Annotated in this window: 22 protein-coding genes; 10 read left to right on the top strand and 12 right to left on the bottom strand. The window is 65.1% G+C overall.

Annotation, left to right across the window (positions count from 1 at the left end; genetic code table 11):
- Positions 1 to 7: 7 nt before the first annotated feature.
- Positions 8 to 355 carry a winged helix-turn-helix transcriptional regulator gene (locus ACWIGM_RS25020; protein WP_454028671.1) on the top strand — a complete coding sequence of 116 codons (348 nt, stop codon included), beginning with the start codon at positions 8 to 10 and terminating at the stop codon, positions 353 to 355.
- On the opposite strand, the gene ACWIGM_RS25025 is transcribed toward ACWIGM_RS25020, so the two are convergent.
- The 5 genes from ACWIGM_RS25025 to pdxH form a co-directional block, all read right to left on the bottom strand.
- Positions 356 to 625: a hypothetical protein gene (locus ACWIGM_RS25025; RefSeq protein WP_454028672.1), complete on the bottom strand. Its 270-nt coding sequence runs from the start codon at positions 623 to 625 to the stop codon at positions 356 to 358.
- A 289-nt stretch (positions 626 to 914) separates the two neighbouring features.
- Positions 915 to 1,361: a TIGR02301 family protein gene (locus ACWIGM_RS25030; RefSeq protein ID WP_454028673.1), complete on the bottom strand. Its 447-nt coding sequence runs from the start codon at positions 1,359 to 1,361 to the stop codon at positions 915 to 917.
- Positions 1,358 to 1,852: an NUDIX hydrolase gene (locus tag ACWIGM_RS25035; protein ID WP_454028674.1), complete on the bottom strand. Its 495-nt coding sequence runs from the start codon at positions 1,850 to 1,852 to the stop codon at positions 1,358 to 1,360. The genes ACWIGM_RS25030 and ACWIGM_RS25035 overlap by 4 nt, the downstream gene beginning before the upstream one ends.
- Complete coding sequence (locus ACWIGM_RS25040; RefSeq protein WP_454028763.1) at positions 1,849 to 2,571, bottom strand: SDR family NAD(P)-dependent oxidoreductase; 723 nt, start codon at positions 2,569 to 2,571, stop codon at positions 1,849 to 1,851. Before ACWIGM_RS25040 ends, ACWIGM_RS25035 begins: the two co-directional genes overlap by 4 nt.
- Positions 2,572 to 2,641: 70 nt before the next feature.
- Positions 2,642 to 3,244 (bottom strand): pyridoxamine 5'-phosphate oxidase, encoded by a 603-nt coding sequence (pdxH, locus tag ACWIGM_RS25045; protein WP_454028675.1) that lies wholly within the window; start codon positions 3,242 to 3,244, stop codon positions 2,642 to 2,644.
- Positions 3,245 to 3,406: 162 nt separating this feature from the next.
- Between pdxH and ACWIGM_RS25050 the strand changes: the two genes are divergently transcribed.
- The 3 genes from ACWIGM_RS25050 (at position 3,407) to fabI (ending at position 5,788) form a co-directional block, all read left to right on the top strand.
- A complete protein-coding gene (locus tag ACWIGM_RS25050) occupies positions 3,407 to 3,847 on the top strand; it encodes an RT0821/Lpp0805 family surface protein (protein ID WP_454028676.1) in 441 nt (146 codons plus the stop codon).
- Between the two features lie 83 nt (positions 3,848 to 3,930).
- Complete coding sequence (locus tag ACWIGM_RS25055; protein ID WP_454028677.1) at positions 3,931 to 4,851, top strand: DnaJ C-terminal domain-containing protein; 921 nt, start codon at positions 3,931 to 3,933, stop codon at positions 4,849 to 4,851.
- Between the two features lie 97 nt (positions 4,852 to 4,948).
- On the top strand, positions 4,949 to 5,788 hold the full coding sequence (gene fabI / locus ACWIGM_RS25060) for an enoyl-ACP reductase FabI (RefSeq protein ID WP_454028678.1): 840 nt from the start codon (positions 4,949 to 4,951) through the stop codon (positions 5,786 to 5,788).
- Between the two features lie 21 nt (positions 5,789 to 5,809).
- Here fabI and ACWIGM_RS25065 read toward each other — a convergent pair whose 3' ends face one another.
- The 4 genes from ACWIGM_RS25065 to folP all read right to left on the bottom strand — a co-directional run bounded on the left by ACWIGM_RS25065 (position 5,810) and on the right by folP (position 9,307).
- Entirely contained in the window at positions 5,810 to 7,369 is a 1,560-nt protein-coding gene (locus ACWIGM_RS25065; RefSeq protein WP_454028679.1) for a tetratricopeptide repeat protein, read from the bottom strand.
- Positions 7,370 to 7,597: 228 nt separating this feature from the next.
- The gene (folK, locus tag ACWIGM_RS25070; protein ID WP_454028680.1) at positions 7,598 to 8,113 is read right to left on the bottom strand and encodes a 2-amino-4-hydroxy-6-hydroxymethyldihydropteridine diphosphokinase; all 516 of its coding nucleotides are present in this window, start codon (positions 8,111 to 8,113) and stop codon (positions 7,598 to 7,600) included.
- Positions 8,103 to 8,477, bottom strand: a complete 375-nt coding sequence (gene folB, locus ACWIGM_RS25075; protein ID WP_454028681.1) for a dihydroneopterin aldolase — start codon at positions 8,475 to 8,477, stop codon at positions 8,103 to 8,105. The genes folK and folB overlap by 11 nt, the downstream gene beginning before the upstream one ends.
- Positions 8,474 to 9,307 carry a dihydropteroate synthase gene (gene folP, locus ACWIGM_RS25080; protein WP_454028682.1) on the bottom strand — a complete coding sequence of 278 codons (834 nt, stop codon included), beginning with the start codon at positions 9,305 to 9,307 and terminating at the stop codon, positions 8,474 to 8,476. Before folP ends, folB begins: the two co-directional genes overlap by 4 nt.
- 123 nt (positions 9,308 to 9,430) lie before the next feature.
- On the opposite strand from folP, the gene ACWIGM_RS25085 reads away from it, so the two are divergent.
- From ACWIGM_RS25085 to ribB, 5 genes are all read left to right on the top strand, one after another.
- Complete coding sequence (locus ACWIGM_RS25085) at positions 9,431 to 10,027, top strand: histidine phosphatase family protein (protein ID WP_454028683.1); 597 nt, start codon at positions 9,431 to 9,433, stop codon at positions 10,025 to 10,027.
- 223 nt (positions 10,028 to 10,250) lie between these two features.
- Positions 10,251 to 14,264: a Pls/PosA family non-ribosomal peptide synthetase gene (locus tag ACWIGM_RS25090; RefSeq protein WP_454028684.1), complete on the top strand. Its 4,014-nt coding sequence runs from the start codon at positions 10,251 to 10,253 to the stop codon at positions 14,262 to 14,264.
- Positions 14,265 to 14,336: 72 nt separating this feature from the next.
- A complete protein-coding gene (locus ACWIGM_RS25095; protein WP_454028685.1) occupies positions 14,337 to 14,732 on the top strand; it encodes a hypothetical protein in 396 nt (131 codons plus the stop codon).
- Between the two features lie 72 nt (positions 14,733 to 14,804).
- On the top strand, positions 14,805 to 15,923 hold the full coding sequence (aroC, locus tag ACWIGM_RS25100; protein WP_454028686.1) for a chorismate synthase: 1,119 nt from the start codon (positions 14,805 to 14,807) through the stop codon (positions 15,921 to 15,923).
- A gap of 69 nt (positions 15,924 to 15,992) precedes the next feature.
- Entirely contained in the window at positions 15,993 to 17,279 is a 1,287-nt protein-coding gene (gene ribB, locus ACWIGM_RS25105; RefSeq protein WP_454028687.1) for a 3,4-dihydroxy-2-butanone-4-phosphate synthase, read from the top strand.
- Between the two features lie 9 nt (positions 17,280 to 17,288).
- On the opposite strand, the gene ACWIGM_RS25110 is transcribed toward ribB, so the two are convergent.
- Positions 17,289 to 18,218, bottom strand: coding sequence for a histone deacetylase family protein (locus ACWIGM_RS25110; protein WP_454028688.1), 930 nt, complete (start codon positions 18,216 to 18,218; stop codon positions 17,289 to 17,291).
- A gap of 233 nt (positions 18,219 to 18,451) precedes the next feature.
- Here ACWIGM_RS25110 and ACWIGM_RS25115 point away from each other — a divergent pair, with 233 nt between their 5' ends.
- Entirely contained in the window at positions 18,452 to 19,048 is a 597-nt protein-coding gene (locus tag ACWIGM_RS25115; RefSeq protein WP_454028689.1) for a L,D-transpeptidase, read from the top strand.
- Between the two features lie 144 nt (positions 19,049 to 19,192).
- Here the strand turns inward: ACWIGM_RS25115 and ACWIGM_RS25120 are convergent, their stop codons facing one another.
- Positions 19,193 to 20,101, bottom strand: coding sequence for a metallophosphoesterase (locus ACWIGM_RS25120; protein ID WP_454028690.1), 909 nt, complete (start codon positions 20,099 to 20,101; stop codon positions 19,193 to 19,195).
- 531 nt (positions 20,102 to 20,632) lie between these two features.
- Positions 20,633 to 22,015, bottom strand: coding sequence for an aminotransferase (locus ACWIGM_RS25125; RefSeq protein ID WP_454028691.1), 1,383 nt, complete (start codon positions 22,013 to 22,015; stop codon positions 20,633 to 20,635).
- Positions 22,016 to 22,145: the final 130 nt, after the last annotated feature.

A 22,145-nucleotide genomic window follows, 5' to 3' on the forward strand; every position in this document is an offset into this window, starting at 1 on the left:
AGGGACTATGCCAGTCAGGGTCAATCTGCCGGACGAATGCGGTCTCGGCCAAGCGCTGTCGGTGATCGGCGGCCGCTGGAAATCGGCGATCCTGTGGGAGCTGCATGAGCGGGCGTTGCGTTTCGGCGAATTGCGCCGGCGCCTGCCGGGGATCAGCGAGAAGGTGCTTTACGAGCAATTGCGCGAGATGGAGCGCGACGGCGTTGTCCGGCGCGAAGCTTTCGAGGAAACGGTGCTGCGGGTCGAGTATTCGCTGACGCCGGCCGGGGCGGCGCTCAACGACGCCGCGCATACTCTGGCGCTATGGGGCCTGGCCCATTCCGGGGGTGGCAGACTTCCGGCTGCTGCCGAGTAGCTAGTGCCGCGTGCCGGTGGTGAAGCTGCCGTTACGGATCTTCTCGGGCAGGGCTTCGGCGAACACCGCGGTCGCTTCCTCGCCATAAGTCTCGACCAGCGTGCGCATCGCCGCGAACAGGGCGGCGTGGGCGAGCGCGTCGGAGTCGAGCCCGTCCTGGCGCGCCTCGGCGAAGGCGTCCTCGACATAGCAATAGGCGACGCGGCGAGCGTCCTTGATGTCCTCGGCGAGGGTCGGGTCGAGCGGCAAGTCGTCTGAGAGAGCGGACATGAAGGCGGCGGAACCCGGCGTCGAGAGGAAACCCGTCGGACAGAACGAGACGGGCGCGAGCCCGACCGTTCCAGTGATTTGCCTGCCAAGGATACGGTCCACAGCCGGCGGGCGCCATCGCGGTCTTTAAGAAAGGTTAATTCACGGGGGACAATTCTGCCTAAGAATGGCGCAAGCCCGTGCCGAAACCAGATCGCGCTGCGTCCTTTCGGACGCGAAATGGCGATCCGGCGCGTCGTCGGGGCACCGGATTGTCCCGAAAAGCGGCAGCCGCCTTCGGTTCGATGCGCTAGCCCCCGAACCGGCTGGCCAGCGTCTTGGCGAGCTTCTCGCCTTCCTGGGCGAGGCGGGCCGAGGCCTCCTGCGTCCCGTCGCTGCAGGTGCGGTGCGTCGCCGAATAGGCGCGGTAGCCGCGATTATAGGCGCTCGCCAGCCGCTCGCGCCGTTGCGGCGAGCGCCCTTCCGATTCGAGCAATGTCGCCATACGCTCGCGCCAGTCCTGCGCCTCGCGGGTTTCGCAGAGCGTGCGCAGATAGGAGAGCGAGCCGATGATCTCGGCGAGCTTCAGCAATTGCGGTTCGTAGGATGGCGCTTGTGGTTCGGGCTCGGCCGGCGCCGGTTCGGCCGGGCGCTGCTGTTGCTGCTGCGGCTGGGTCGGCCGCCGCGTTTGCGCCAGCAGCTGCGGGCTTGCCGCCAGCATGGCGAGAATGAGAGCTGCGAGCGCGCGCTTCGTCATGCACCAGGGTCGCGCGCGAAGATGGCGGCGGCGCGGCGCAGGACATCGCCGAGCTCGCGCGTCGTCGGCAGGCCGCCCAGCTTCAGCGGATCGGCCCACATCACCGCGCCGGCCTCGGGGCCCGGCTGCGGCTCGCCGGCGAGCCATTCCCCGACGAAGGAGGCGATGACGAAATGATGGGTAACCGCACCCTTCGGGTCGCGGCCGACGATCTCGACATGGCGGTTGAAGCCGAGGATGCGGGCGCTGACGCCGACCTCTTCCTCCAGCTCGCGCAGAGCCGCGTCCTCCAGGCTCTCGCCGGCCTCGACCTTGCCGCCCGGCAGCGACCAGAGCTGGTCGGCCGGCGGCTTGGTTCGCGTCGCCAGCAGGACCTTGCCGTTACGGAAGACGGCGATCGAGGCGGCGAGCACCGGGCGTGCTGCCGCACGGGCGGGGTTGGGGAAGCGGATAACCTGCCCGCCATCATGCCCGCCGCTCTCGTCACTCACACGTGCTGCCCGCCATTGATGTGGAGCTCGGCGCCGGTGACATAGCTTGAGGCGTCGGTGCAGAGGAAATAGATCGCCTTGGCGACCTCCTCGGTCTTGCCTAGCCGCAGCAGCGGCAGCTTCTCGACGATCTTCTCGGTGCCGGGCGAGAGGATGGCGGTGTCGATCTCGCCGGGCGAGATCGAGTTCACCCGGACGCCGAGCGGCCCGAAATCGGCGGCCATCTCGCGCGTCAGGCTGGCGAGCGCCGCCTTCGAGGTCGCGTAGGCGGCACCGGCGAAGGGGTGGACGCGCGAGCCGGCGATCGAGGTGACGTTGACGATCGCGCCCTTGGCGGCAGTCAGTTCGTCGAGCAGGCCACGCGCCAGCATGATCGGCGCGAAGAAATTGACCTGGAAGACCTGGTGCCAGTCGTTGAACGAGGTCGTCGCCGCACCGAGCCGACCGCCCTTGGGCCCCTTCGGCGAGATGCCGGCATTGTTGACCAGCGCGTTGAGCTTGCCGCCCTCGGCGGCGAGGCGCTTCTTGATCTCGGCGATGCCGCGCATCGTGTCCTCGGGGTCGCCGAGATCGATCTGGACATGGTCGTCGGCGCCCGACGGCCAGGGGCATTTGTCGGAGAAGGCTTGGCGCGAGCAGGACAGGATGCGCCAGCCGGCCATGGCGAACTGCATCACCGTGGCGTGGCCGATGCCGCGACTGGCACCGGTCAGCAGCATGACCGGACGCTTGCCCGGCTCCGTCTTCGGAAAGTCGAATTTCGGCATGGCCATGTGCTTGTGACTTTCCTCAGGGGTAGAGCCGGGTTTTCGTCCAGGCTTCGCCGGGGGCGGCGCGACGGAAGACGATGCGATCATGCAGGCGGAAGGCGCCGTCGCGCCAGAATTCCATATAGACCGGAGCAATGCGGAAGCCGGTCCAGTGCGGCGGGCGCGGCACCTCGCCGACGCCGAATTTCAGCGCATAGCTCGCCACTGCTTTTTCCAGCGCAAACCTGCTTTCGAGCGGCCGCGACTGCTGCGAGGCCCAGGCGCCGATGCGGCTGTCGCGCGGCCGCGACTGGAAATAGGCGTCCGCTTCAGCATCGCTGACGCGGCTGACCGGGCCGCGGATGCGGACCTGCCGGCGCAGGCTCTTCCAATGGAACAGCGCCGCCGCCTTGGGCTGGCCGGCGAGTTCCTCGCCCTTCTGGCTCTGGGTGTTGGTGTAGAAGACGAAGCCGTCGGGGCTGCGGCCGTTCAAGAGGACCATGCGGACATTGGGCAGGCCGTCGGCGTCGACGGTCGACAGCGCCATGCCGTTCGGGTCGTTCGGCTCGGAGGCCTTGGCCTCCTCCAGCCAGCTTTCGAACAGGGCGAAGGGCTCGCTCGCTTCGGTGAAGTCACCGCTCATTAACGCATTCACGTGCTTAATCCTCGAAGGTTTTTGGGAAGCGTTGGGCGAGCGCGATCCGTAATGCGGTTTGAATTGGCAGTCATATATAAGCCCCGCGCGCAGCGGAGCCAGAGGCCGCGTGAGCGCAGTCCCCTTGCATGCGGGGCATCGCTCGCCGGCGTGCTTCTGCTGGGGCTGGCCACGGCGGGCTGCTCGATCTCCTTTCCGATCATGGGCCTCTCGAGCAAGGCCGAGGACGAGGTCGCGATGACCACGGCCTCGGTGCTGCCGGCGCGTGCTGTCGAGGGCAAGAGCCCGCTCGTCGCGCTGGCGTCCGATCTCGGCCCCGAGGACTGGCGCCGGGCGGATGGTGCGCTGGCGCTGGCGCTCGACCCGCAGGGCAATGGTGCGCCGGTCTCCTGGGACAACGCCCAGAGCGGCATGAAGGGCACCTTCACGCCGGTTGGCGGACCATTCCTGAAATCGGACGAGATCTGCAGGGCCTTCCTGGCCTCGATGAGCCAGCAGACCGGCCCGGTGAAGCTGCAGGGCACCGCCTGCCGACCCTCTGGTGGCGAGTGGGTCGTCAAGGACGCAAAGCCGTGGAAAGGCGCGGCTTAGGCCTGTTGCAACTGCGCCACAGTCTTCCCATCTAGGAGGCGGTTCCGGTAGGCCGGAATACGAAATCTCCGGGGTGTCTTTGAATGCGTGATCCGTATCAGGTTCTGGGCGTGGCGAAATCGGCTGACGAAGCCGAAATCAAGAAGGCTTATCGCCGCCGCGCCAAGGACCTGCACCCCGACCGTAATCAGGGCGACCCGAAGGCGCAGGAGCGCTTCGCCGAACTGAACACCGCCTATGAGGTCCTCGGCGACACCGACAAGCGCAAGCAGTTCGACCGTGGCGAGATCGACGCCGAAGGCAAGCCACGCTTTTCCGGTTTCGAGGGCATGGGCGCCGGGCGCCGGGGCGCGCAGCATGGCGGCTTCGAGTTCAACTTCGACGGTGGCGGCGCACCCTTCGGCCGCGGCGGGGATCCGGGTTTCGATCCCGCCGACATCTTCGGCTCGCTCTTCGGCGAGGCGGCCAGACGCGGCGGCGGGCGTGGCCGGCAGAGCCAGCCCCAGAAGCCGCCGGAGCAAAGCTTCACGCTTGAGGTCAACCTTGCCGAGGCGGTCAATGGTGGCACGCGCCGGGTGAAGCTGCCCGGTGGGCGCGAGGTCGAGGTGACGATCCCCGAGGGCGTCGCCGACGGCAAGGTCATGCGCCTGCGCGGCCTCGGCCAGACCCATCCGCTCACCGGTGAGATCGGCGACGTGCTGATGACGATCAAGGTGAGGCCCGATTCGCGTTTCACCATCGACGGCATCAACCTGCGCGCACGCGTCGCGGTGCCGCTGGCGACGGCGGTGCTGGGCGGGCCGATCCATGTGCCGACGCTGTCAGGTGCCGTCGAGATGAACGTGCCGCCGCTGACCGGCACGGCGCGCCAGTTCCGCCTGCGCGGCAAGGGGCTGCCCGGCGCGAAGAAGGGCGAGCACGGCGACCTCTTCGTCTCGATCGATATCGAGATGCCGGCGGAGGATGCCGAGCTGACCGCATTGATGAAGGCGCGGGCCGGCTGAACAGGATTTCGGCAGACGGCGCTTCCACCGCTTCGCCACCTCAGTTATGAGACCGTCCGGTTCTTTTTTGCCGGTTCGTCCAGTTCGAAGGTCTCAGATGCCTGAATCCAGCAGCGCCGCCCCGACCGCCAACCTCCTGCGGGGCAAGCGCGGTCTCGTCATGGGCGTCGCCAACAACCGCTCGATCGCCTGGGGCATCGCCAAGGCTGCTGCGGATGCCGGCGCCGAGCTCGCCTTCACCTATCAGGGCGATGCGTTGAAGAAGCGGGTCGAGCCGCTGGCGCAGCAGCTCGGCGGCCATGTCGTCGGCCATTGCGACGTCACCGACGGGGCGACGATCGACGCGGTCTTCGCCGAGATCGAGAAGCTCTGGGGCAAGCTCGACTTCGTCGTCCACTGCATCGCCTTCTCCGACAAGGACGAGCTGACCGGCCGCTATGTTGACACGACCGAGGCCAATTTCTCGAAGTCGCTGCTGATCTCCTGCTATTCCTTCACGGCGATCACCCAACGCGCCGAGAAGCTGATGCCGGATGGCGGCTCGCTGCTGACGCTGACCTATTACGGCGCCGAGAAGTGGATGCCGCACTACAACGTCATGGGCGTCGCCAAGGCCGCGCTGGAATCGAGCGTGCAATATCTCGCCGCCGATCTCGGCCCCCGGAAGATCCGCGTCAACGCGATCTCGGCCGGGCCGATCAAGACGCTGGCCGCCTCGGGCATCGGCGATTTCCGCTACATTCTGAAGTGGAACGAGTACAACTCGCCGCTGCGCCGCACCGTCACCATCGAGGAGGTCGGCGAGACCGCGGTGTTCCTTGTCTCCGACATGTCGCGCGGCATCACCGGCGAGATCATGCATGTCGACGCCGGTTACCATGTCGTTGGCATGAAGGTGCCGACCGCGCCGGACATCTCGCTCGACAAGGGCGAGTGAGCCCGGCGGGGAGCACTTCCTTCAGGCAGAGCACTTGATCGCTGCGAGCCCCGGGCTATCCGCCATGTATTCTCTGATCTTCTGCTTGGTGCCCTCCTTGCGGCCATGCTGGAGATAGAAGCGGAAGCCATCGCACGCGACTTGGTAGTCCTCGTTCTGGAGGGATTTCTCTGCGATCCACCACGCCAAATATATGCGGGCTGGATTTTTTTGGTATAAGGCGATTGCGTGCTTCAGCGCTTCCTCGCCTTCTTTGATAAAACTCAGGTATCGAGCATATTGATATTGATAACTGGAGTCTTCTGCCCATTGCTCGATACTGGATTTGAATGTTTCACGGCACCTTTCTCTTTTGATGTCCCAATCTGTTTTTTCTATAAGAACGCATAAGCTGTAGATTTTATCTGCTTGCGGCTTGACCCCGGAAATAGACCTTGAGGCGACCCGGAGAGCTTCTTCCAGATTATCTTTCTGAAAGAATTGAAATGCTCCATAACTCGAAAGAACTGAATTGTCCCGCGAGTTCATGGCGATTGCCTGCTTATAGTAAGCCTCTGCCGCCTTATAGTCATTTTCCTTGCGTGATATTTCTGCAAGAACCCGCAGCGGTGTTGATGAATTTGGCAGGAGGGCCCGCGCTTTCAGAATATTGTTGCGAGATTCGTTTATCCGATTATTATTCAGGTCAACTACAGCCATGTTGACATATGCCATAGCAAATTTATCATCAATTTTTGCCGCCCGTTGAAAATAATCGTAAGCCTTTCCTGTCTCTTGCTCTATGTTGAGGCTGTAATTACCTAGGAACAAAAATCCCCATTTCTGGTCTTCGTTTCCAATTACGGACATCCTCGCCGCTATTCTTTGGGCCTTGTCCGCATTACGATCTTGAAGATATAGTGCAGCTCTATATGGGTCGATGACTTCGACGATTTTTAGCGCCGCGTCATGGAAGTATTTATCGACATTTTCTTCAGCGATTGCTGGCATGGTCACGAATTTTATGTCGTTTCCGATAATCCGCAATCGGAGCGACAGGCCACTGAGCTTACATTCTGCAGTTTTACAAATAAATTCACCGTTGATGACATTTTCTTTGATATTTAACGAAGACTTGATATACCTTATCGTCTTTTTAATCGAGATCGCGGTATCTGGTATATTAATATCTGTGTTATCTGCGCTCTTGGCCAGATCGAGTTCCTGCTTATGTGAATCTGTATCCTGCTGGATATTTTTGATTTCTACCCATAATCTTTGAGACGCCACCTCGCTCGAATAGCCGAGGTCCGATAGCGATTTCGGTATCGAGATCGGCTCGATATAGGTCTGCGTGTTGTAAATCTCATAATAGGCGTATACACATAATGCTAAAGTAAAACCTAGAAGTACTGTGTTTATGAAGATCTTTTTTAAGAATTCCAAGGCAGACGAAGTTTTTTCGAGCGGCGAGAATGGGGATTTTTTCCCATTTTTATCTTGAGTGCTTATTGTAAAATTGATACTTGGCTTCAGTTTGGCCTCCAGGAAGCTATAGTTATTTGCTAATTTTGGCTGCGCTCCGGCGTCAAGCTTCATCATTCAGCCCTCCAGCTATATTATTAGTTTTTGCAGGGGTTCTTGCCTTGCGTCATGCATAGTTGAACGCAGCTTTGCTCGGATTGGTTGCATTTGCAATCGGAGTACGAGTCCATCGCTGTTGGTCGATGGTGGCTGAGTACTGCAGCGGCGACATGCCGAGGTAGTAGACGAGCGTCAAAGGGCGCCGTGAGGCCTGTCGGAAATCGGACCGTGCCGATTCCGATGTATCTACGCTCGCAAGAACTCTGTCAGGCGCTGGGTTTCCAGAGGATCGCGGGTTGCACTGCCGCCCTTTAGAGCCTTCCGAAGCGCGACAATGTTCTTGCTGCCGATCATGAGCCCCGGTGCGATCTCGGCGAGCGGCGCCAGCACGAAGGCGCGTTCGGCGATGCGCGGATGCGGGATCTGCAGGCCGGGCCGCTCGATCGTCTCTCCGCCGTAAGTCAGGATGTCGATGTCCAGCGTGCGCGGCCCCCAGCGCTCGCGCCGTTCGCGGCCGCTCTCGCGCTCGATCTCCAGGCAGAGCGACAGTAAATCCTCCGCTGAGAGGGAGGTCTCGATCAGCACCGCCATATTGCGGAATTCCGGCTGGTCGAGCTTGCCCCAGGGCGCGGTGCGCCAGACCGAAGAGACGGCTGTCACCTCGGCGGCGGCATGATCGCGCAGCCGCGCCAGCGCCGCCGCGAAGGCGACGACGGGATCGCCGAGATTGCCGCCGAGGCCGAGCGTCGCCTCAACCTTCACGCGTGAAGTCCAGCTTGATGCCGACCGATTCCATGCGGCCCGGGATCGGCGGCGCCGGCTTGCGCAAGGTGACCGCGACACGGGTCACCGCCGGATATTCCGTCAGGATCGCCTGCGCGAGCGCGCGTGCCGCCGCCTCGAGCAGCTTGAAGCGCCTGGCCGAGAAGGTGCGCGTGACCAGGCCGACGACCTCGCCATAGTCGACGGTGTCGGCGATGTCGTCGCTGAGCGCGGAGGCGCGCAGGTCGCAGTCGAGGACGAGGTCCATCGAGAAGCGCTGGCCGAGCCGGCCCTCCTCGGCGAAATGGCCATGATAGGCGTAGAGGTCGAGCGCCTCGATGAAGATCTGGCCGGTCGCGCTCATCGTGCTTCTCCGATCGCGGCCCAGATCTTCAGCGCATCGACATGCTCGTCGATGTCATGGGCTCGGATGATGGCAGCGCCTTGGGTGACGCCGTAAAGGTGCGCGGCGATGCTGGCGGCGACGCGCTCAGCCGGCACTGCCTTGCCGATGACGTGGCCGAGGACCGATTTGCGCGAAGCACCGAGCAGGACCGGGCAACCGAGTTCGCCGAGGCGGCGGAGCTCTCTCATCAACAGCAGCGACTGCTCGGCGGTCTTGCCGAAGCGGCCGATGCCGGGATCGACGACGATCTGGCCGCGCGGCACACCGGCCCCGATCGCAATCGCGATCGAGCGTTCGAGGAAGTGCAGGACGTCGGCGAGGATGTCGATGTTGGGATCGACCTCGTCGCGGTTGTGCATCAGGATGATCGGCGCGCCATGGCGAGCGGCGACGCCAACGATGGCGGGGTCGCGCTGCGCGCCCCAGACATCGTTGACGATCGAGGCGCCGGCGGTCAGCGCAGCGTCGGCGACCACGGCCTTGTAGGTGTCGATCGAGATCGGGATGTCGCTTTGGGCGGCGATGCCGGTAATCACCGGTAGGACCCGGGCGAGCTCGCTTTCCGCATCGAGGCGGACATGGTCCGGCCGAGTCGATTCGCCACCGACATCGACGATATCAGCGCCTTGCCGCGCCAGCGTCAGCCCGTGGGTGATCGCGACGGCCGGGTCGGCGAACAGGCCGCCATCGGAAAAGGAATCCGGGGTGACGTTGACCACGCCCATCAGCAGGGGCCTGGGACCGAGGTCAAGCCTGCGGCCATCCGGCAATGTCAGCGTGGTGTTCATGCGCCCGCCTCATACACAGGCCTTCGGGGCGCGGCCACCACAAAGCTCACGAGGCAGTGAGGGGCGCCCTGCGGCGCTTTCGCCGCTTTGACGTGCTGGCCTGCAGCGTGCATGAGGCGGAGCATGACTGCCTTGACGATTCCAGGTCGCCTCTTCCTTGTCCGCCATGGCGAAACCGACTGGAATCGCGAGGGCCGATTGCAGGGCGGGAAAGACATTCCGCTCAATGCGCTCGGCCGGATGCAGGCCGAGGAGGCCGCGCGCCGCCTGAAAGCGCTGACACCGGATTATGCGACCGTCGACTATCTCTGCTCGCCGATGGAGCGGGCGCGCGAGACGATGACGATCCTGCGGCGTGAGCTCGACTTGCCTCCGCAGGAATTTCGCATCGACGAGCGCCTGCGCGAGCTGACCTTCGGCGACTGGGAAGGCTTCACCTGGCGCGAGATCCGCAAGAGCGAGCGTGAGCTCGCCCAGGCCCGCGAGCGCGACAAATGGGGCTTCGTGCCGCCCGGCGGCGAGAGCTACCGCATGCTGGCCGAGCGCATCCGGCCTGTGCTGGAAACACTGGCACCCGATACGGTGATGGTGAGCCATGGCGGCGTGGCGCGGGCGGTGCTGGCGCTGATCGGCGCGGTCGGTACAGCCGATGCCGCCCGGGTCGAGATCTGGCAGGGCAAGATCCTGGTCGTCGAGGGCGGCAAAGCGACATGGATGTGACAGCCAGCCGCAACAGGCGGCCGAGCACTTAACCGCATCGCGTCTTCACGCTTGCCGTTCAGCCGCGGTTAAGCCAAATCTGCTCATGTACGGCCGGCAGGCGAGTTTCCGCGCGGCTGCGGGTGTCCGGCCTGGGATTTGATGGACGCGTCGTCGCGGGGAGGCGGGCGTTCGGCGTGAGGTGCGGTCCAGGCGCAAAGGCCGGGACCTGCGGCGGGGCAGAATGAACGACATCACCACAGTTTCGGCGGGCACCGCCGATTCCGGCGCGACCGCGCTCGCGATGCTGGCGGGCGAGAAGCGGCCGGAGCTGCTGCGCGACGAGGTGCTCGCCGAGATCTTCGCGGCGAGCGTATCTGCGCGCGCCGATCACATCGCGATGATCTCGGGCGAACGGCGGCTGAGCTATGCCCAGGTCTGGGCAGAAGCGCAGGCGCAGGCGCGCGGCCTTGCGCTGGCCGGCGTCGGACCGGGCGACATGATCGGCCTGTGGATGCCGCGCGGCATCGATCTCCTGGTGGCGCAGATCGCGATCACGCTGTCCGGCGCCGCCTGGCTGCCTTTCGACGCCGAGGCGCCGGTCGAGCGCATTGCCATCTGCCTCAACGATGCCAGCGCCAAGGGGCTGGTGACGCAGACCGACTGGAAGGCGCGTGCCGCGGCGACGGAACGCACGGTCTGGTGTCCGCAGCAGCTCGCCGAGGCCAGCGACGGACAGGCGATGCCGGCGCGCCCCGCGGGGCTGACCTCCGATCATCCGGCCTATCTGATCTACACCTCGGGCTCGACCGGCACGCCCAAGGCGATCGTCATCAGCCAGCGCAACATCTGCCATTTCCTGCGTTCGGGGAATGCGATCTACGGCATGGGTCCGGAAGACGTGGTCTTCCAGGGCGCTTCCGTCGCCTTCGACCTGTCGATGGAGGAGATCTGGACGCCCTATCTCGTCGGCGCGACCCTGTTCGTCGCGACGCCGCAGATGATGGGCGACGCCGAGAAGCTGCCGGCAATTCTCGCCGAGGCCGGCGTCACCGTGATCGACACGGTGCCGACCCTGCTCGGCATCCTGCCTGCCGACGTGCCCTCGCTGACGCTGATCCTGCTCGGCGGCGAAGCGCTGCCGCCTTCGATCGTGCAGAAATGGTCGAAGCCGGGCCGGCGCATCTTCAACACCTATGGGCCGACGGAAGCGACCGTGGTGGCGACCGCCGCCCCGGTCGAGCCGGGCGAGACCGTCACCATCGGCCGGCCGATCCCGAACTACACCGCCTATATCGTCGATGAAGAGATGAAGCTGACCGGTGTCGGCCAGCAGGGCGAGCTCCTGATCGGCGGGCCCGGCGTCGCCAAGGGCTACCATCTGCGCCCGGAGCTGACGGCCGAGAAGTTCATTCCCAACCCGTTCGGCGGGAGTGGCAGCGACCCGATCCTCTATCGTTCGGGCGATGCCGTCAGTCTCGACGAGAACGGCAACATCGTCTTCCACGGCCGCATCGACGACCAGGTCAAGATCCGCGGCTTCCGGGTCGAGCTCGGCGAGATCGAGACCGCGCTTTCGGACGAGGCCGGCATCAGCCAGGCTGCGGTGGTGCTCCGGACCGATGACGGCATCGAGCGGCTCGTCGCCTTCCTGGTGGGCGAGCCCGGCGTGCAGATCGAGGGCTCGGTGCTGCGGGCGTCGCTGCGCGAAAAGCTGCCGCCCTACATGATCCCGGCGCATTTCGAGCCGGTCGGCTCGCTGCCGCGCATGGTCTCCGGCAAGGTCGACCGCAAGATGCTGAAGGCCGCGCCGCTGACGGCGCCGGCCGCGAGCGGCGAGCAGGAGCCGCCGCGCAACGAGACGGAAGCTGCCCTGCTCGATGCCGCCAAGCGCGTGCTCGGGGCGCAGGCGCTGCCGCTGGAGGCGGATTTCTTCATCGATCTCGGCGGCCATTCGCTGCTGGCGGCGCGCTTCATCTCGATCGTGCGCGAGACGCCGGCCTATGCCGGCATCACCCTGCAGGACGTCTATGGCGCGCGCACCTTGCGGGCGATGGCGGCGCTGCTCGATTCGCGTGGCATCCAGGCGGAGCAGGACCTCTCCTTCACGCCGCCGCCGCTGATGCGCCGCTTCCTCTGTGGATTGGCGCAGGCGGTCGCGCTGCCGATCATCATCAGCCTGTCGACGGCGCAGTGGCTCGGCATCTTCGTCAGCTACATGCTGCTCTCTGGCGAAGAATTGTCGGGGATGGCGCAGGTCTTCGCGCTGCTCGGCATCTATGTCGCGATCACGCTCATCACCGGCTTCATCGCGATCGGCCTGAAATGGCTGGTGCTGGGCCGGACCAGGCCCGGCACCTACCCGCTCTGGGGCGTCTATTATTTCCGCTGGTGGTTCGCCTCGCGCGTCGCCGGGCTCGTGCACATCAAATGGCTGCAAGGCACGCCGGTGATGCGCTTCTACTGGCGCCTGCTCGGCGCCAAGGTCGGACGCGACGTCATCATCTCCGATTACGAGGCTGGCGCGGTCGACCTCGTCGAGCTCGGCGACGGCACGACGCTGGGATCCAAGACCACCTTCGCCAATGCCGAGGCGATCGGGGCCGACTTCATCATCGGCCGCATCACGATCGGCAAGGACGTCTATGCCGGCTCCTCCGTGGTCTTCGGCCATGGCTGCCATATTGGCGACCACGCCGAGATCGGCGACCTCACGGCGATCGCGCCGGGCGCAAAGATCGGCGAGGCCGAGATCTGGGACGGCTCGCCTGCCGGCAAGAAGGGCATGGTCGACCTCGAGGCTCTGCCGCCGCAGGCCGAAGCCAGTTCCGGGCGGCGAGCGGCGATGACGCTGTTCTACGTGGTAATGCTGATCGTGCTGCCGCCGATCAGTCTCCTGCCGATCTTCCCGGCCTTCTGGCTGTTCGACAACATCGACAACTGGATCGCGACCTGGTCCGACGTCAGCTATCTCTGGTACCTGCCGCTCCTGACCTGGCCGACGGCGATCGGGCTCATCACCGTCACGGTCTTCCTGATCGCGGCGCTGCGCTGGGCGATCCTGCCGCGCGTGTCCTCCGGCACCTATTCGATCCATTCCGGCTTCTACGCCCGCAAATGGACGGTGGCGCTGGCGACCGAGGTGACGCTGGAGACGCTGTCGTCGCTGTTTGCGACGATCTACATGCGCTTCTGGTACCGGATGATGGGCGCCAGGATCGGGCAGGGCGCCGAGATCTCGACCAATCTCTCCGGCCGCTACGACATCACCGGGATCGGCGGCGGCAACTTCATTGCCGACGAGGTGATCTTCGGCGACGAGGACATGCGGCGCGGTTATATGCGCCTCGACATGACGCGCACGGGCGAGCAGGTCTTTGTCGGCAACGACGCAGTGGTGCCGCCGGGCACCGTCATCCCCGACAAGGTGCTGATCGGCATCAAGTCGAAGCCGCCGGCGAACGAGTTGATGAGCGCTGGCGACACCTGGTTCGGTTCGCCGCCGATCAAGCTGCCGACCCGCCAGAAGGTCGATCTCGGCGCCGACTGGACCTACAAGCCCTCGCTCGGCAAGAAGCTGGCGCGTGCCGGATTCGAGGCGCTGCACACCTCCTTTCCGGCGATGCTGTTCATCACCTTCGGCACCATCGCCGTCGATCTCGTGCTGCAGCAGAAGATCTTCGACCGCGACTGGGTCGGCCTGGCGTTCGCCTTCATGGGCTGCGCCGTCGTCATCGCGATCACGCAGGCGCTGATCTGCGCGCTGATGAAATGGCTGCTGATGGGCGTCTACAAGCCGGTGATGAAGCCGATGTGGTCGTTCTGGGCGATGCGTACGGAAGCGATCGCGGTGCTCTATTGGGGCCTGGGTGGCAAGGTCCTGTTCGACTATCTGCGCGGCACGCCGTTCCTGCCCTGGTTCCTGCGCCTGTTCGGCGCGCAATATGGCCAGGGCGTCTGGCTGGATTCGACGGATATCACCGAGTTCGACTGCATCAAGGTCGGCGATTTCTGCACCGTCAACGCCCATTCCGCCCTGCAGACCCATCTCTACGAGGACCGGGTGATGAAGGTCGGCAAGGTCACGCTCGGCAAGGGCGTGTGCGTCGGCGCCGGTGCGACCGTGCTCTACGACACCCATGTCGGCGACTACGCCCAGATCGGCCTGCTCACCGTGATCATGAAGGGCGAGAACCTGCCGGCGAACACGCGCTGGGAAGGCGCGCCGGCGGTGCCGGCGGCGGCAGTGCAGCACTGAACGAAGTATGCACTTGTTCTGCAACCCTTGAGTGCAGTAGCTGTCCCGGCCCATCTCGGGCTGGGGGATACCATGACGACCAGGCTTCTTGCCGCGCTTGCGACGACAGCAGTCCTATTGGGCGGCTGCAATGAAACCATCACCCGCACCACCATGGCCGGAAAGCCGGTCGTCGCGGCCGCGGCAGGCAATTATACCTTCAACAGCTGCGAAACCTGGGAGCCGCCGGAGCCCAGCCTCTGGGTCGAACCGAAGCACGGCCGGGTGACGCATGGCCTGCATCGGCTGCCGCTGAAACTTCCCGGCAACCGCTGCGACGGCAGGCTGATCGACTACCGCATCTCGCTCTACACGCCGAACCCCGGTTTCAGGGGGCAGGACAAGTTCACGCTCAAATACGATTCCATCACGAATGATGCCGGCGGCCGTGAAACGCGCAGCCGTGATTTCATCATCGAGGTGAAGTGAGCCGGAGCACGGCGGGTTCCGCCTGCGCCGAAATGCGGCTAAGAGCCTGACGCGTCACCGTGTCAGGCTCTCATGTCCCACAATACCTTCGGCCATCTCTTCCGCGTCACCACCTTCGGCGAGAGCCATGGGCCCGCGATCGGCTGTGTCGTTGACGGCTGCCCGCCGCTGATCCCGCTGAGCGAGGCCGAGATCCAGCGCGACCTCGACAAGCGCCGGCCCGGCCAGTCGCGCTATACGACGCAGCGCCAGGAGCCGGACCAGGTTCGGATCGTCTCCGGCGTCTTCGCGCGGGAGGCCGATGGCGAGCAGGTCACCACGGGCACCTCGATTGGGCTGATGATCGACAATGTCGACCAGCGCTCGAAGGATTATTCCGAGATCAAGGACAAGTACCGGCCGGGCCATGCCGATTTCACCTATGACGTGAAATACGGCATCCGCGACTATCGCGGCGGCGGCCGCTCCTCGGCCCGCGAGACGGCGATGCGGGTCGCGGCGGGAGCGATCGCCCGCAAGGTCGTGCCGGGCATGATCGTGCGCGGCGCCCTCGTCCAGATGGGCCCGCACAAGATCGATCGCGGCAACTGGGATTGGGACGAGGTCGGCAACAACCCGTTCTTCTGCCCGGACGCGAAGGCGGCCGAGCGCTTTGCCGATTATCTCGACGGCATCCGCAAATCCGGCTCCTCGATCGGGGCTGTGCTCGAGATCGTCGCTGAAGGTGTGCCCGCAGGCCTGGGCGCGCCGATCTATGGCAAGCTCGACGCGGAGATCGCCGCGGCGCTGATGAGCATCAATGCGGTCAAGGGCGTCGAGATCGGCGATGGTTTCGGCGCCGCCGAGCTCTCCGGCGAAGAAAACGCTGACGAGATGCGCGCCGGCAATGACGGCAAGCCGCTGTTCCTGTCGAACCATGCCGGCGGCGTCCTCGGCGGCATCTCGACCGGCCAGCCGATCGTGGCGCGCTTCGCCGTGAAGCCGACCTCCTCGATCCTGTCGCCGCGCGCTACGGTGAATCGCACCGGCGGCGAGACCGAGATGTTCACCAAGGGCCGCCACGACCCCTGTGTCGGCATCCGCGCCGTGCCGGTCGGCGAAGCCATGGTCGCTTGCGTGCTCGCCGACCAGTATCTGCGCCACCGCGCCCAGGTCGGCGTAGTCGAGCCGCGCTGGCCGTTCGGGCAGTGAATTTCAGTATCACTGAAAAATTTCTCAGCCTTCATTGATAATGAAGCGAAGCCGTATTAGCTTCACTTCATGAAGCTCGACATCTGGCTCCAGCAAACCAAGACCGCCCGCAGCGCCTTTGCGCGGCAGGTCGGCCTGTCGCCGGCCAGCGTCACGGCGCTCTGCAACGATCCCACTGCCTGGATCTCGCGCGAGAGCGCCGAGCGTATCGCCGCCGCGACCGGCGGCGCCGTCACCCCCAATGATTTTCTGGGCCTGCAGAGCCCGCGCGAGGCTGCCATGACCGCAAGCAATGTCGCCGAGACCGTCGAAGCCTTCGCACGCGGCGAGATCGTCATCGTCACCGATGACGATGACCGCGAGAACGAGGGCGATCTCATCGTCGCCGCCTCGCTCTGCACCCCGGAGAAGATGGCCTTCATCATCCGCAACACCTGCGGCATCGTCTGTGCGCCGCTGACGGCGAACGAGGCGCGCCGCCTGCGGCTCGATCCGATGGTCTCGTCGAACGATGCTCCGCTCGGTACCGCCTTCACCATCACGGTCGACGTCAAGCACGGGCTGACCACCGGCATTTCGGCCGAGCAGCGCACCAACACGGTCAGGGCGCTCGCCAACGGCAATATGGGCGCCGCCGATTTCGTTCGGCCCGGCCATGTCTTCCCGCTGATCGCCAAGGATGGCGGCGTGCTGATGCGCTCGGGCCATACCGAGGCGGCCGTCGACCTCTGCAAGCTTGCGGAATTGCCGCCCGTCGGCGTCATCTGCGAGCTCGCCAATGATGACGGCACGGTGATGAAGGGCGCCCAGATCACCGCCTTCGCCCAGAAGCACGGCCTCAAGCAGATCACGGTCGCCGACCTGATCGCCTATCGCCAGGCGCGCGAGAAGCTGGTCGAGCGCGTGCACTCCTTCCCGGTCAAGACCGAGTTCGGCGAGATGACCGGCCATGTCTATGTGACGCCCTTCGACGACACCCAGCATTTCGCCTTCGTCATGGGCAAGCTCGGCGACGGCGAGAAGGTGCCGGCCCGGCTGCACCGCGCCAATGTCGTCGCCGACGTGCTCGGCGGTGCCTCCTCGATCCAGTGCGTGCTGCGCCGCTTCCAGCAGGAGGGCAAGGGCGTGCTGGTCTATCTGCGCGACGGTTCGGCCGGCGTGCCGATCAAGAGCGTCGAGGATGAAGAAGGTTCGGACGCGCTGCGCTCGCAGCAATGGCGCGAGGTCGGCCTCGGCGCCCAGATTCTGCGCGATCTCGGCGTCGCCTCGATCGTCAACCTGGCGTCCTCGACCCGCGCCTTCGTCGGCCTCTCCGGCTTCGGCATCGAGATCGCCGAGACCGCGCCGCTGGAATGATGGTGGTGGCTAGCCGCGCATCAGCGCGTTGACATGGGCGGCGGTCGATTTCGACAGGCCTTCGAGATCGTAGCCGCCTTCCAGGATCGAGACGAGACGGCCGCCGGCATGGTGGTCGGCGATCTCCATCAACTTCTGCGTCGCCCAGGCGAAATCGGCTTCCTTGAGGTTGATGTTGGCGAGCGGGTCGCGCCAATGGGCGTCGAAGCCGGCCGAGATGATCACGAGATCGGGGCGGAAGGCCTCGAGCCGCGGCAGGATCGCGCTCTCGAAGGCGTCGCGAAACGCGTCCGTTCCGTCGCCGGCCCTGAGCGCGGCGTTGACGATCGTGCCGTGCTCGCCGCGCTCCGACGGCGCGCCGGTGCCGGGATAGAGCGGCATCTCGTGGGTCGAGGCGTAGAGCACGCTGGCGTCGCCCCAGAAGATCTCCTGCGTGCCGTTGCCGTGATGCACATCCCAGTCGACGATGACGACGCGCTCGGCGCCGTGCGTCCGCTGGGCATGGCGAGCGGCGATGCCGGCATTGTTGAAGAAGCAGAAGCCCATCGCCTTGTCGCTCTCGGCATGGTGGCCGGGCGGGCGCATGGCGCTGAAAGCGTTGGTCGCGCGCCGGGTCATGACCTCGTCGACGGCATGCACGGCGGCGCCGACGCCGTGCAGCGCTGCCGAAAGCGTGCCGGGCGACATGATGGTGTCGGCGTCGACCTGGACCATCCCCTCCTGCGGCGCGGCCTCGACGATCGCCTGCGCATAGGCGGCGGGGTGGCAGAGCGCGACTTGGGCGAGCGTGCCTTCGGGCGCATCGACGCGCTGAAGCAGTGCGAATCGCTCTTCCTCCAAGGCCTGCTCGACGGCGCGAATCCGGTCAGCGCGTTCGGGATGACCCGGCGGCGTGACATGGCGAAGGCTGGAAGGATGGCTGATCAGCAGCGTCGTCACGCGCAAGTCTCCGATAGTCGCGAAGCTTTCCAAACGGGGTAGCCCGCAAGCGTGACCATATTGTCACTGCAATGCAGCAAGACGCCAGAGCAGGTGCTGAACTTCATTGCCTGCGAGTCATTTGCGCCGTAAGACCAGCTTGTGTTCGACCCGGGCCGTGTCTCGTCGGGTCACCGTTTTTTAACGATGCATTCATCATAACGAGCACCGTTTCGGTGCCGGCGGTGGACCCCATGAAGCAGACTCTCGTTACGGTGCTCGGCCTGTCGGTGCTTCTCGGCGCCTGCCAGTACAAGACGGTCCATGCGCCGTCGCTGTCGGCACGCGACGCCGAATACATGGCGCTCGTGCCGAATTTCGAGACGCAGCTGACGCATCTGCCTTACGAGATCACCGACCCGACCGGCGAAGAGCCTGGCACGATCATCGTCGATACCACCGAAAAGTTCCTCTACTTCGTCCTGCCGAACAAGAAGGCGATCCGCTACGGCGTCGCGACCGGCGACGAGGCTTTCGGCTGGACCGGCACTGCGGTGATGCAGCGCAAGGCCGAATGGCCGCGCTGGACGCCGCCGGCCGAGATGATCGCGCGCTGGCCACATCTGGCGCCGCGCGCCGGTGGCATGGAGGGCGGGCCGGACAATCCGCTCGGCGCCCGCGCCCTCTATCTCTACCAGAACGGCAAGGACACGCTCTACCGCATCCACGGCACCAACGAGCCGGAGACGATCGGCCGCTCGGCCTCGTCCGGCTGCATCCGGATGCGCAATATCGATGCGATCGACCTCTACAACCGCGCTGCGGTCGGCGGGAAGGTCATCGTCCGGTAAGGACACCAAGCTTCATCGTCATTGCGAGCCCCCGGGTCTTGCCTTCGGCAAGCCCGAGGACAGGCTCCGCGAAGCAATCCAGGGGCGATAGAGCGAGCCCTTCTGGATTGCTTCGTCGCTTGCTCCTCGCAATGACGGCGATGTTCAGCCCAGCTCGATCAGGACGATTTCCGGCGGTGCGCCCAGCCGCAGCGGCATCTTGCTGCTGACGCCGAGGCCGGCCGAGACGATGAGGTTGCGGCCGTTCTCGACGATATGGCCATAGGCGTAGCGGTTGCCATAGCGCGACGGCACCACGGGTGACCAGCCGAACAGCCTGACCTGCCCGCCATGGGTGTGGCCCGACACGGTCAGAGCGATGTCCGCCGGCGTGCGTGCGAAGATGTCGGGCTCATGCGCCATCAGGATCAGCGGCGCATCGTCGGTGACCATTGCGAGCGTGCCTGCGAGGTCGTCGATGCCGCGATGGGCCCTGCCTGCTCCCGGCGGCTGCAGCCAGCGCGGGAAGGCCCATTGATCGCCGAGGCCGGCGAGCCAGATCGGCCCCGCCGCGGTATCGAGCTTGAGCGCCTGGTTTTCCAGCACCGCAATGCCGGCCGCTGCCAGCGCCGCGCCGGCCAGTGTCGGGCCGCGGCGCGCGCTCTGGGCGCGCTCGTCGTGCCACCAATCGTGATTGCCGAGCACGGCAAAGCAGCCGTTCGGCGCCTGCAAGCGGGCGAGCTCCGCCGCCCATTCGGCCGGTCGCGGATCGCCTGGGTGCCAGTCGCGGCTGGCGACGAAATCGCCGAGCAGGAGGACGAGGTCCGGTTTCAGCAGATTGGTCTGGTCGACGATCGCACCGACGCGCGAGACCGGCATATGTCCGCTGCCGACATGGAGATCGCTGAGAACGGCGAGACGCAGCCGCTTGCCGTCAGGCCAGCGGGCCGGCCGGAGCCTGTAGCGGGTCACATCCTGGCGAGCCGGCTCCCAGGCATAGGCGTAGCTGCCGAGCCCGAAGCCGGACAGAAAAAGACCGGCGAGAGTTTGAAGAACTCTGCGCCGGTCAAGCATTCTGGGTCTCAGTCGGAGGTCGTCGTATCAATCTTCGAAACCGTTGCGCAGGAGCGCCGGAACGTCCCTGTGCTGCGAGGTCAACGCGGCCGGGGCCCAGCGGGTTCCCGCGACAATGGCAGGAATCGCGATCGGGCGGAAGCGCGATGCATAGGCCTCACGTGCGCTGGCATCATGGAAGCTGGCGGTACGGTGCGCGGGGTGGCGCGGCTTATGCGTAGACATGATCCTCGGTTTCCAGTTGTGGCGCCGGCGGTTCCTGGGCCGCCAGCACCGGCAATGTCGCTGCCGATCAGGTCGGGCCGGCGGCGGCATCATGAAATTCTCGTGACGTTTTTCGTGTCACACCGAGGCTTTGGTCAGCTTTGGCACAGTTTCGCGGGAGGGGGCGCAAACAAGTACTGACCGCTCTTTCCCGTCATGGCCGGGCTTGTCCCGGCCATCCACGTCTTCCCTTGTCGCATGCGGTACCCAAGACATGGATGCTCGCCACAAGGGCGAGCATGACGGTCCTGGTTCCTGCGTCTTCGCTTAGCCCGCGAGCAGGCCTTCGGCCTTGACCCAGTCGAGCGTCTTGGCGAGCGCCCGCTCATAGCGGTCGAACATCTCGCCGATCTCGGCCTCCGTGATCACCAGCGGCGGGCAGAAGGCGACGCGGTCGCCGCCCATGGCACGCAGGATCAGGCCCTCGTCCTGGGCGAAGGAGACCGACTTGGCCGCCACGGCCTTCTTGGCCTCGAACTGCGCCTTGCTCGCCTTGTCCTTGACGAGCTCGACGCCGCCGATCAGGCCGACGCCGCGGGCTTCACCGACCAGCGGGTGTTCGGCGAGCTTGCCAAGGCGCTGCAGGAAGGTCGGCGCGATCTTGCGGACATGCTCGATGATCCGGTCGCGCTGGTAGATCTCCAGCGTCTTGACCGCGACGGCGCAGCCGACGGGGTGGCCGGCATAGGTGTTGCCATGGCCGAAGGTGCCGATCTTCCTGCTCTGGTCGACGAGGACCTCATAGACCGGCTCGTTGATGAGCACGGCGCTGAGCGGGAAATAGGCCGAGGTCAGCGCCTTGGCGCAGGAGAGCGTGTCGGCCTTCATCTTGTAGGTCGTCGTGCCGAACATCTCGCCGGTACGGCCGAAGCCGGTGATGACCTCGTCGGCGATGAACAGGATGTCGTATTTCGCCAGCACGGCGTTGATCGCCTCGAAATAGCCCTCCGGCGGGGTGACCGCGCCGCCGGCGCCCATCACCGGCTCGGCGATGAAGGCTGCGACCGTGTCCGGCCCCTCGCGCTGGATCATCTCGTCGAGCTCGGCGGCGAGCCTGGCAGAGAAGTCGAGCTCGCTCTCGCCCGGTTGCGCGAAGCGGTAATGATGCGGGCTGGAGGTGTGCAGGATGCCGGGGAGCGGCAGGTCGAAATCGGTGTGGTTGGCCGGCAGGCCGGTCAGCGAGGCCGAGGCGACGGTGACGCCGTGATAGCCCTTCAGCCGCGAGATGATTTTCTTCTTCTTGGGCCGGCCGAGCGCATTGTTCATGTACCAGACCAGCTTGACCTGGGTGTCGTTCGCATCCGAGCCGGAGGCGCCGTAGAACACCTTGGAGATCGGCACCGGGGCGATCTCCTTCAGCTTCTCGGCCAGCTCGATCGCCGGGTCGTGGCTGCGGCCGGAGAAGATATGGGTGAAGGGCAGCTTCTTCAGCTGCTCATAGGCGACGTCGCAGAGCTCCTCGTTGGAATAGCCGAGCGAGGTGCACCAGAGCCCGGCCATGCCCTCGATATAGTCCTTGCCGGAGACGTCGTAGACATAGACGCCCTTGCCGCGCTCCAGCACCAGCGGGCCGACCTCACGATGCACCGCCAGATTGGTGTAGGGGTGGACGAGGGTCTCGATGTCGCGGACGGCGAGGTTGGTCAGCATTTCCGGCTCCCGATGCTTATGCGTCGTTTATGCGAGCATAGACCGCGCCCCGCGCAAGCACTGAGCGATTTTCCTGCAGAGCGGGGCAGAGTCTGGCGCGGGACGGGCCCGGCTCGTCGGAATCTTGAGG

The organism is Allobosea sp. NPDC055332 (assembly GCF_053645455.1).

Excerpts from the sequence above, each read along its gene's own strand:
- ribB (WP_454028687.1), top strand. The coding sequence starts at position 15,993 with ATGAAGCTCGACATCTGGCTCCAGCAAACCAAGACCGCCCGCAGCGCC.
- ACWIGM_RS25055 (WP_454028677.1), top strand. The coding sequence starts at position 3,931 with ATGCGTGATCCGTATCAGGTTCTGGGCGTGGCGAAATCGGCTGACGAA.
- ACWIGM_RS25085 (WP_454028683.1), top strand. The coding sequence starts at position 9,431 with ATGACTGCCTTGACGATTCCAGGTCGCCTCTTCCTTGTCCGCCATGGC.
- pdxH (WP_454028675.1), bottom strand. The coding sequence starts at position 3,244 with ATGAGCGGTGACTTCACCGAAGCGAGCGAGCCCTTCGCCCTGTTCGAA.
- ACWIGM_RS25030 (WP_454028673.1), bottom strand. The coding sequence starts at position 1,361 with ATGACGAAGCGCGCGCTCGCAGCTCTCATTCTCGCCATGCTGGCGGCA.
- ACWIGM_RS25115 (WP_454028689.1), top strand. The coding sequence starts at position 18,452 with ATGAAGCAGACTCTCGTTACGGTGCTCGGCCTGTCGGTGCTTCTCGGC.
- folP (WP_454028682.1), bottom strand. The coding sequence starts at position 9,307 with ATGAACACCACGCTGACATTGCCGGATGGCCGCAGGCTTGACCTCGGT.
- ACWIGM_RS25025 (WP_454028672.1), bottom strand. The coding sequence starts at position 625 with ATGTCCGCTCTCTCAGACGACTTGCCGCTCGACCCGACCCTCGCCGAG.
- ACWIGM_RS25020 (WP_454028671.1), top strand. The coding sequence starts at position 8 with ATGCCAGTCAGGGTCAATCTGCCGGACGAATGCGGTCTCGGCCAAGCG.
- folB (WP_454028681.1), bottom strand. The coding sequence starts at position 8,477 with ATGAGCGCGACCGGCCAGATCTTCATCGAGGCGCTCGACCTCTACGCC.
- ACWIGM_RS25120 (WP_454028690.1), bottom strand. The coding sequence starts at position 20,101 with ATGCTTGACCGGCGCAGAGTTCTTCAAACTCTCGCCGGTCTTTTTCTG.
- fabI (WP_454028678.1), top strand. The coding sequence starts at position 4,949 with ATGCCTGAATCCAGCAGCGCCGCCCCGACCGCCAACCTCCTGCGGGGC.
- ACWIGM_RS25040 (WP_454028763.1), bottom strand. The coding sequence starts at position 2,571 with ATGCTGCTGACCGGTGCCAGTCGCGGCATCGGCCACGCCACGGTGATG.
- aroC (WP_454028686.1), top strand. The coding sequence starts at position 14,805 with ATGTCCCACAATACCTTCGGCCATCTCTTCCGCGTCACCACCTTCGGC.
- ACWIGM_RS25065 (WP_454028679.1), bottom strand. The coding sequence starts at position 7,369 with ATGATGAAGCTTGACGCCGGAGCGCAGCCAAAATTAGCAAATAACTAT.
- ACWIGM_RS25090 (WP_454028684.1), top strand. The coding sequence starts at position 10,251 with ATGAACGACATCACCACAGTTTCGGCGGGCACCGCCGATTCCGGCGCG.
- ACWIGM_RS25125 (WP_454028691.1), bottom strand. The coding sequence starts at position 22,015 with ATGCTGACCAACCTCGCCGTCCGCGACATCGAGACCCTCGTCCACCCC.
- ACWIGM_RS25095 (WP_454028685.1), top strand. The coding sequence starts at position 14,337 with ATGACGACCAGGCTTCTTGCCGCGCTTGCGACGACAGCAGTCCTATTG.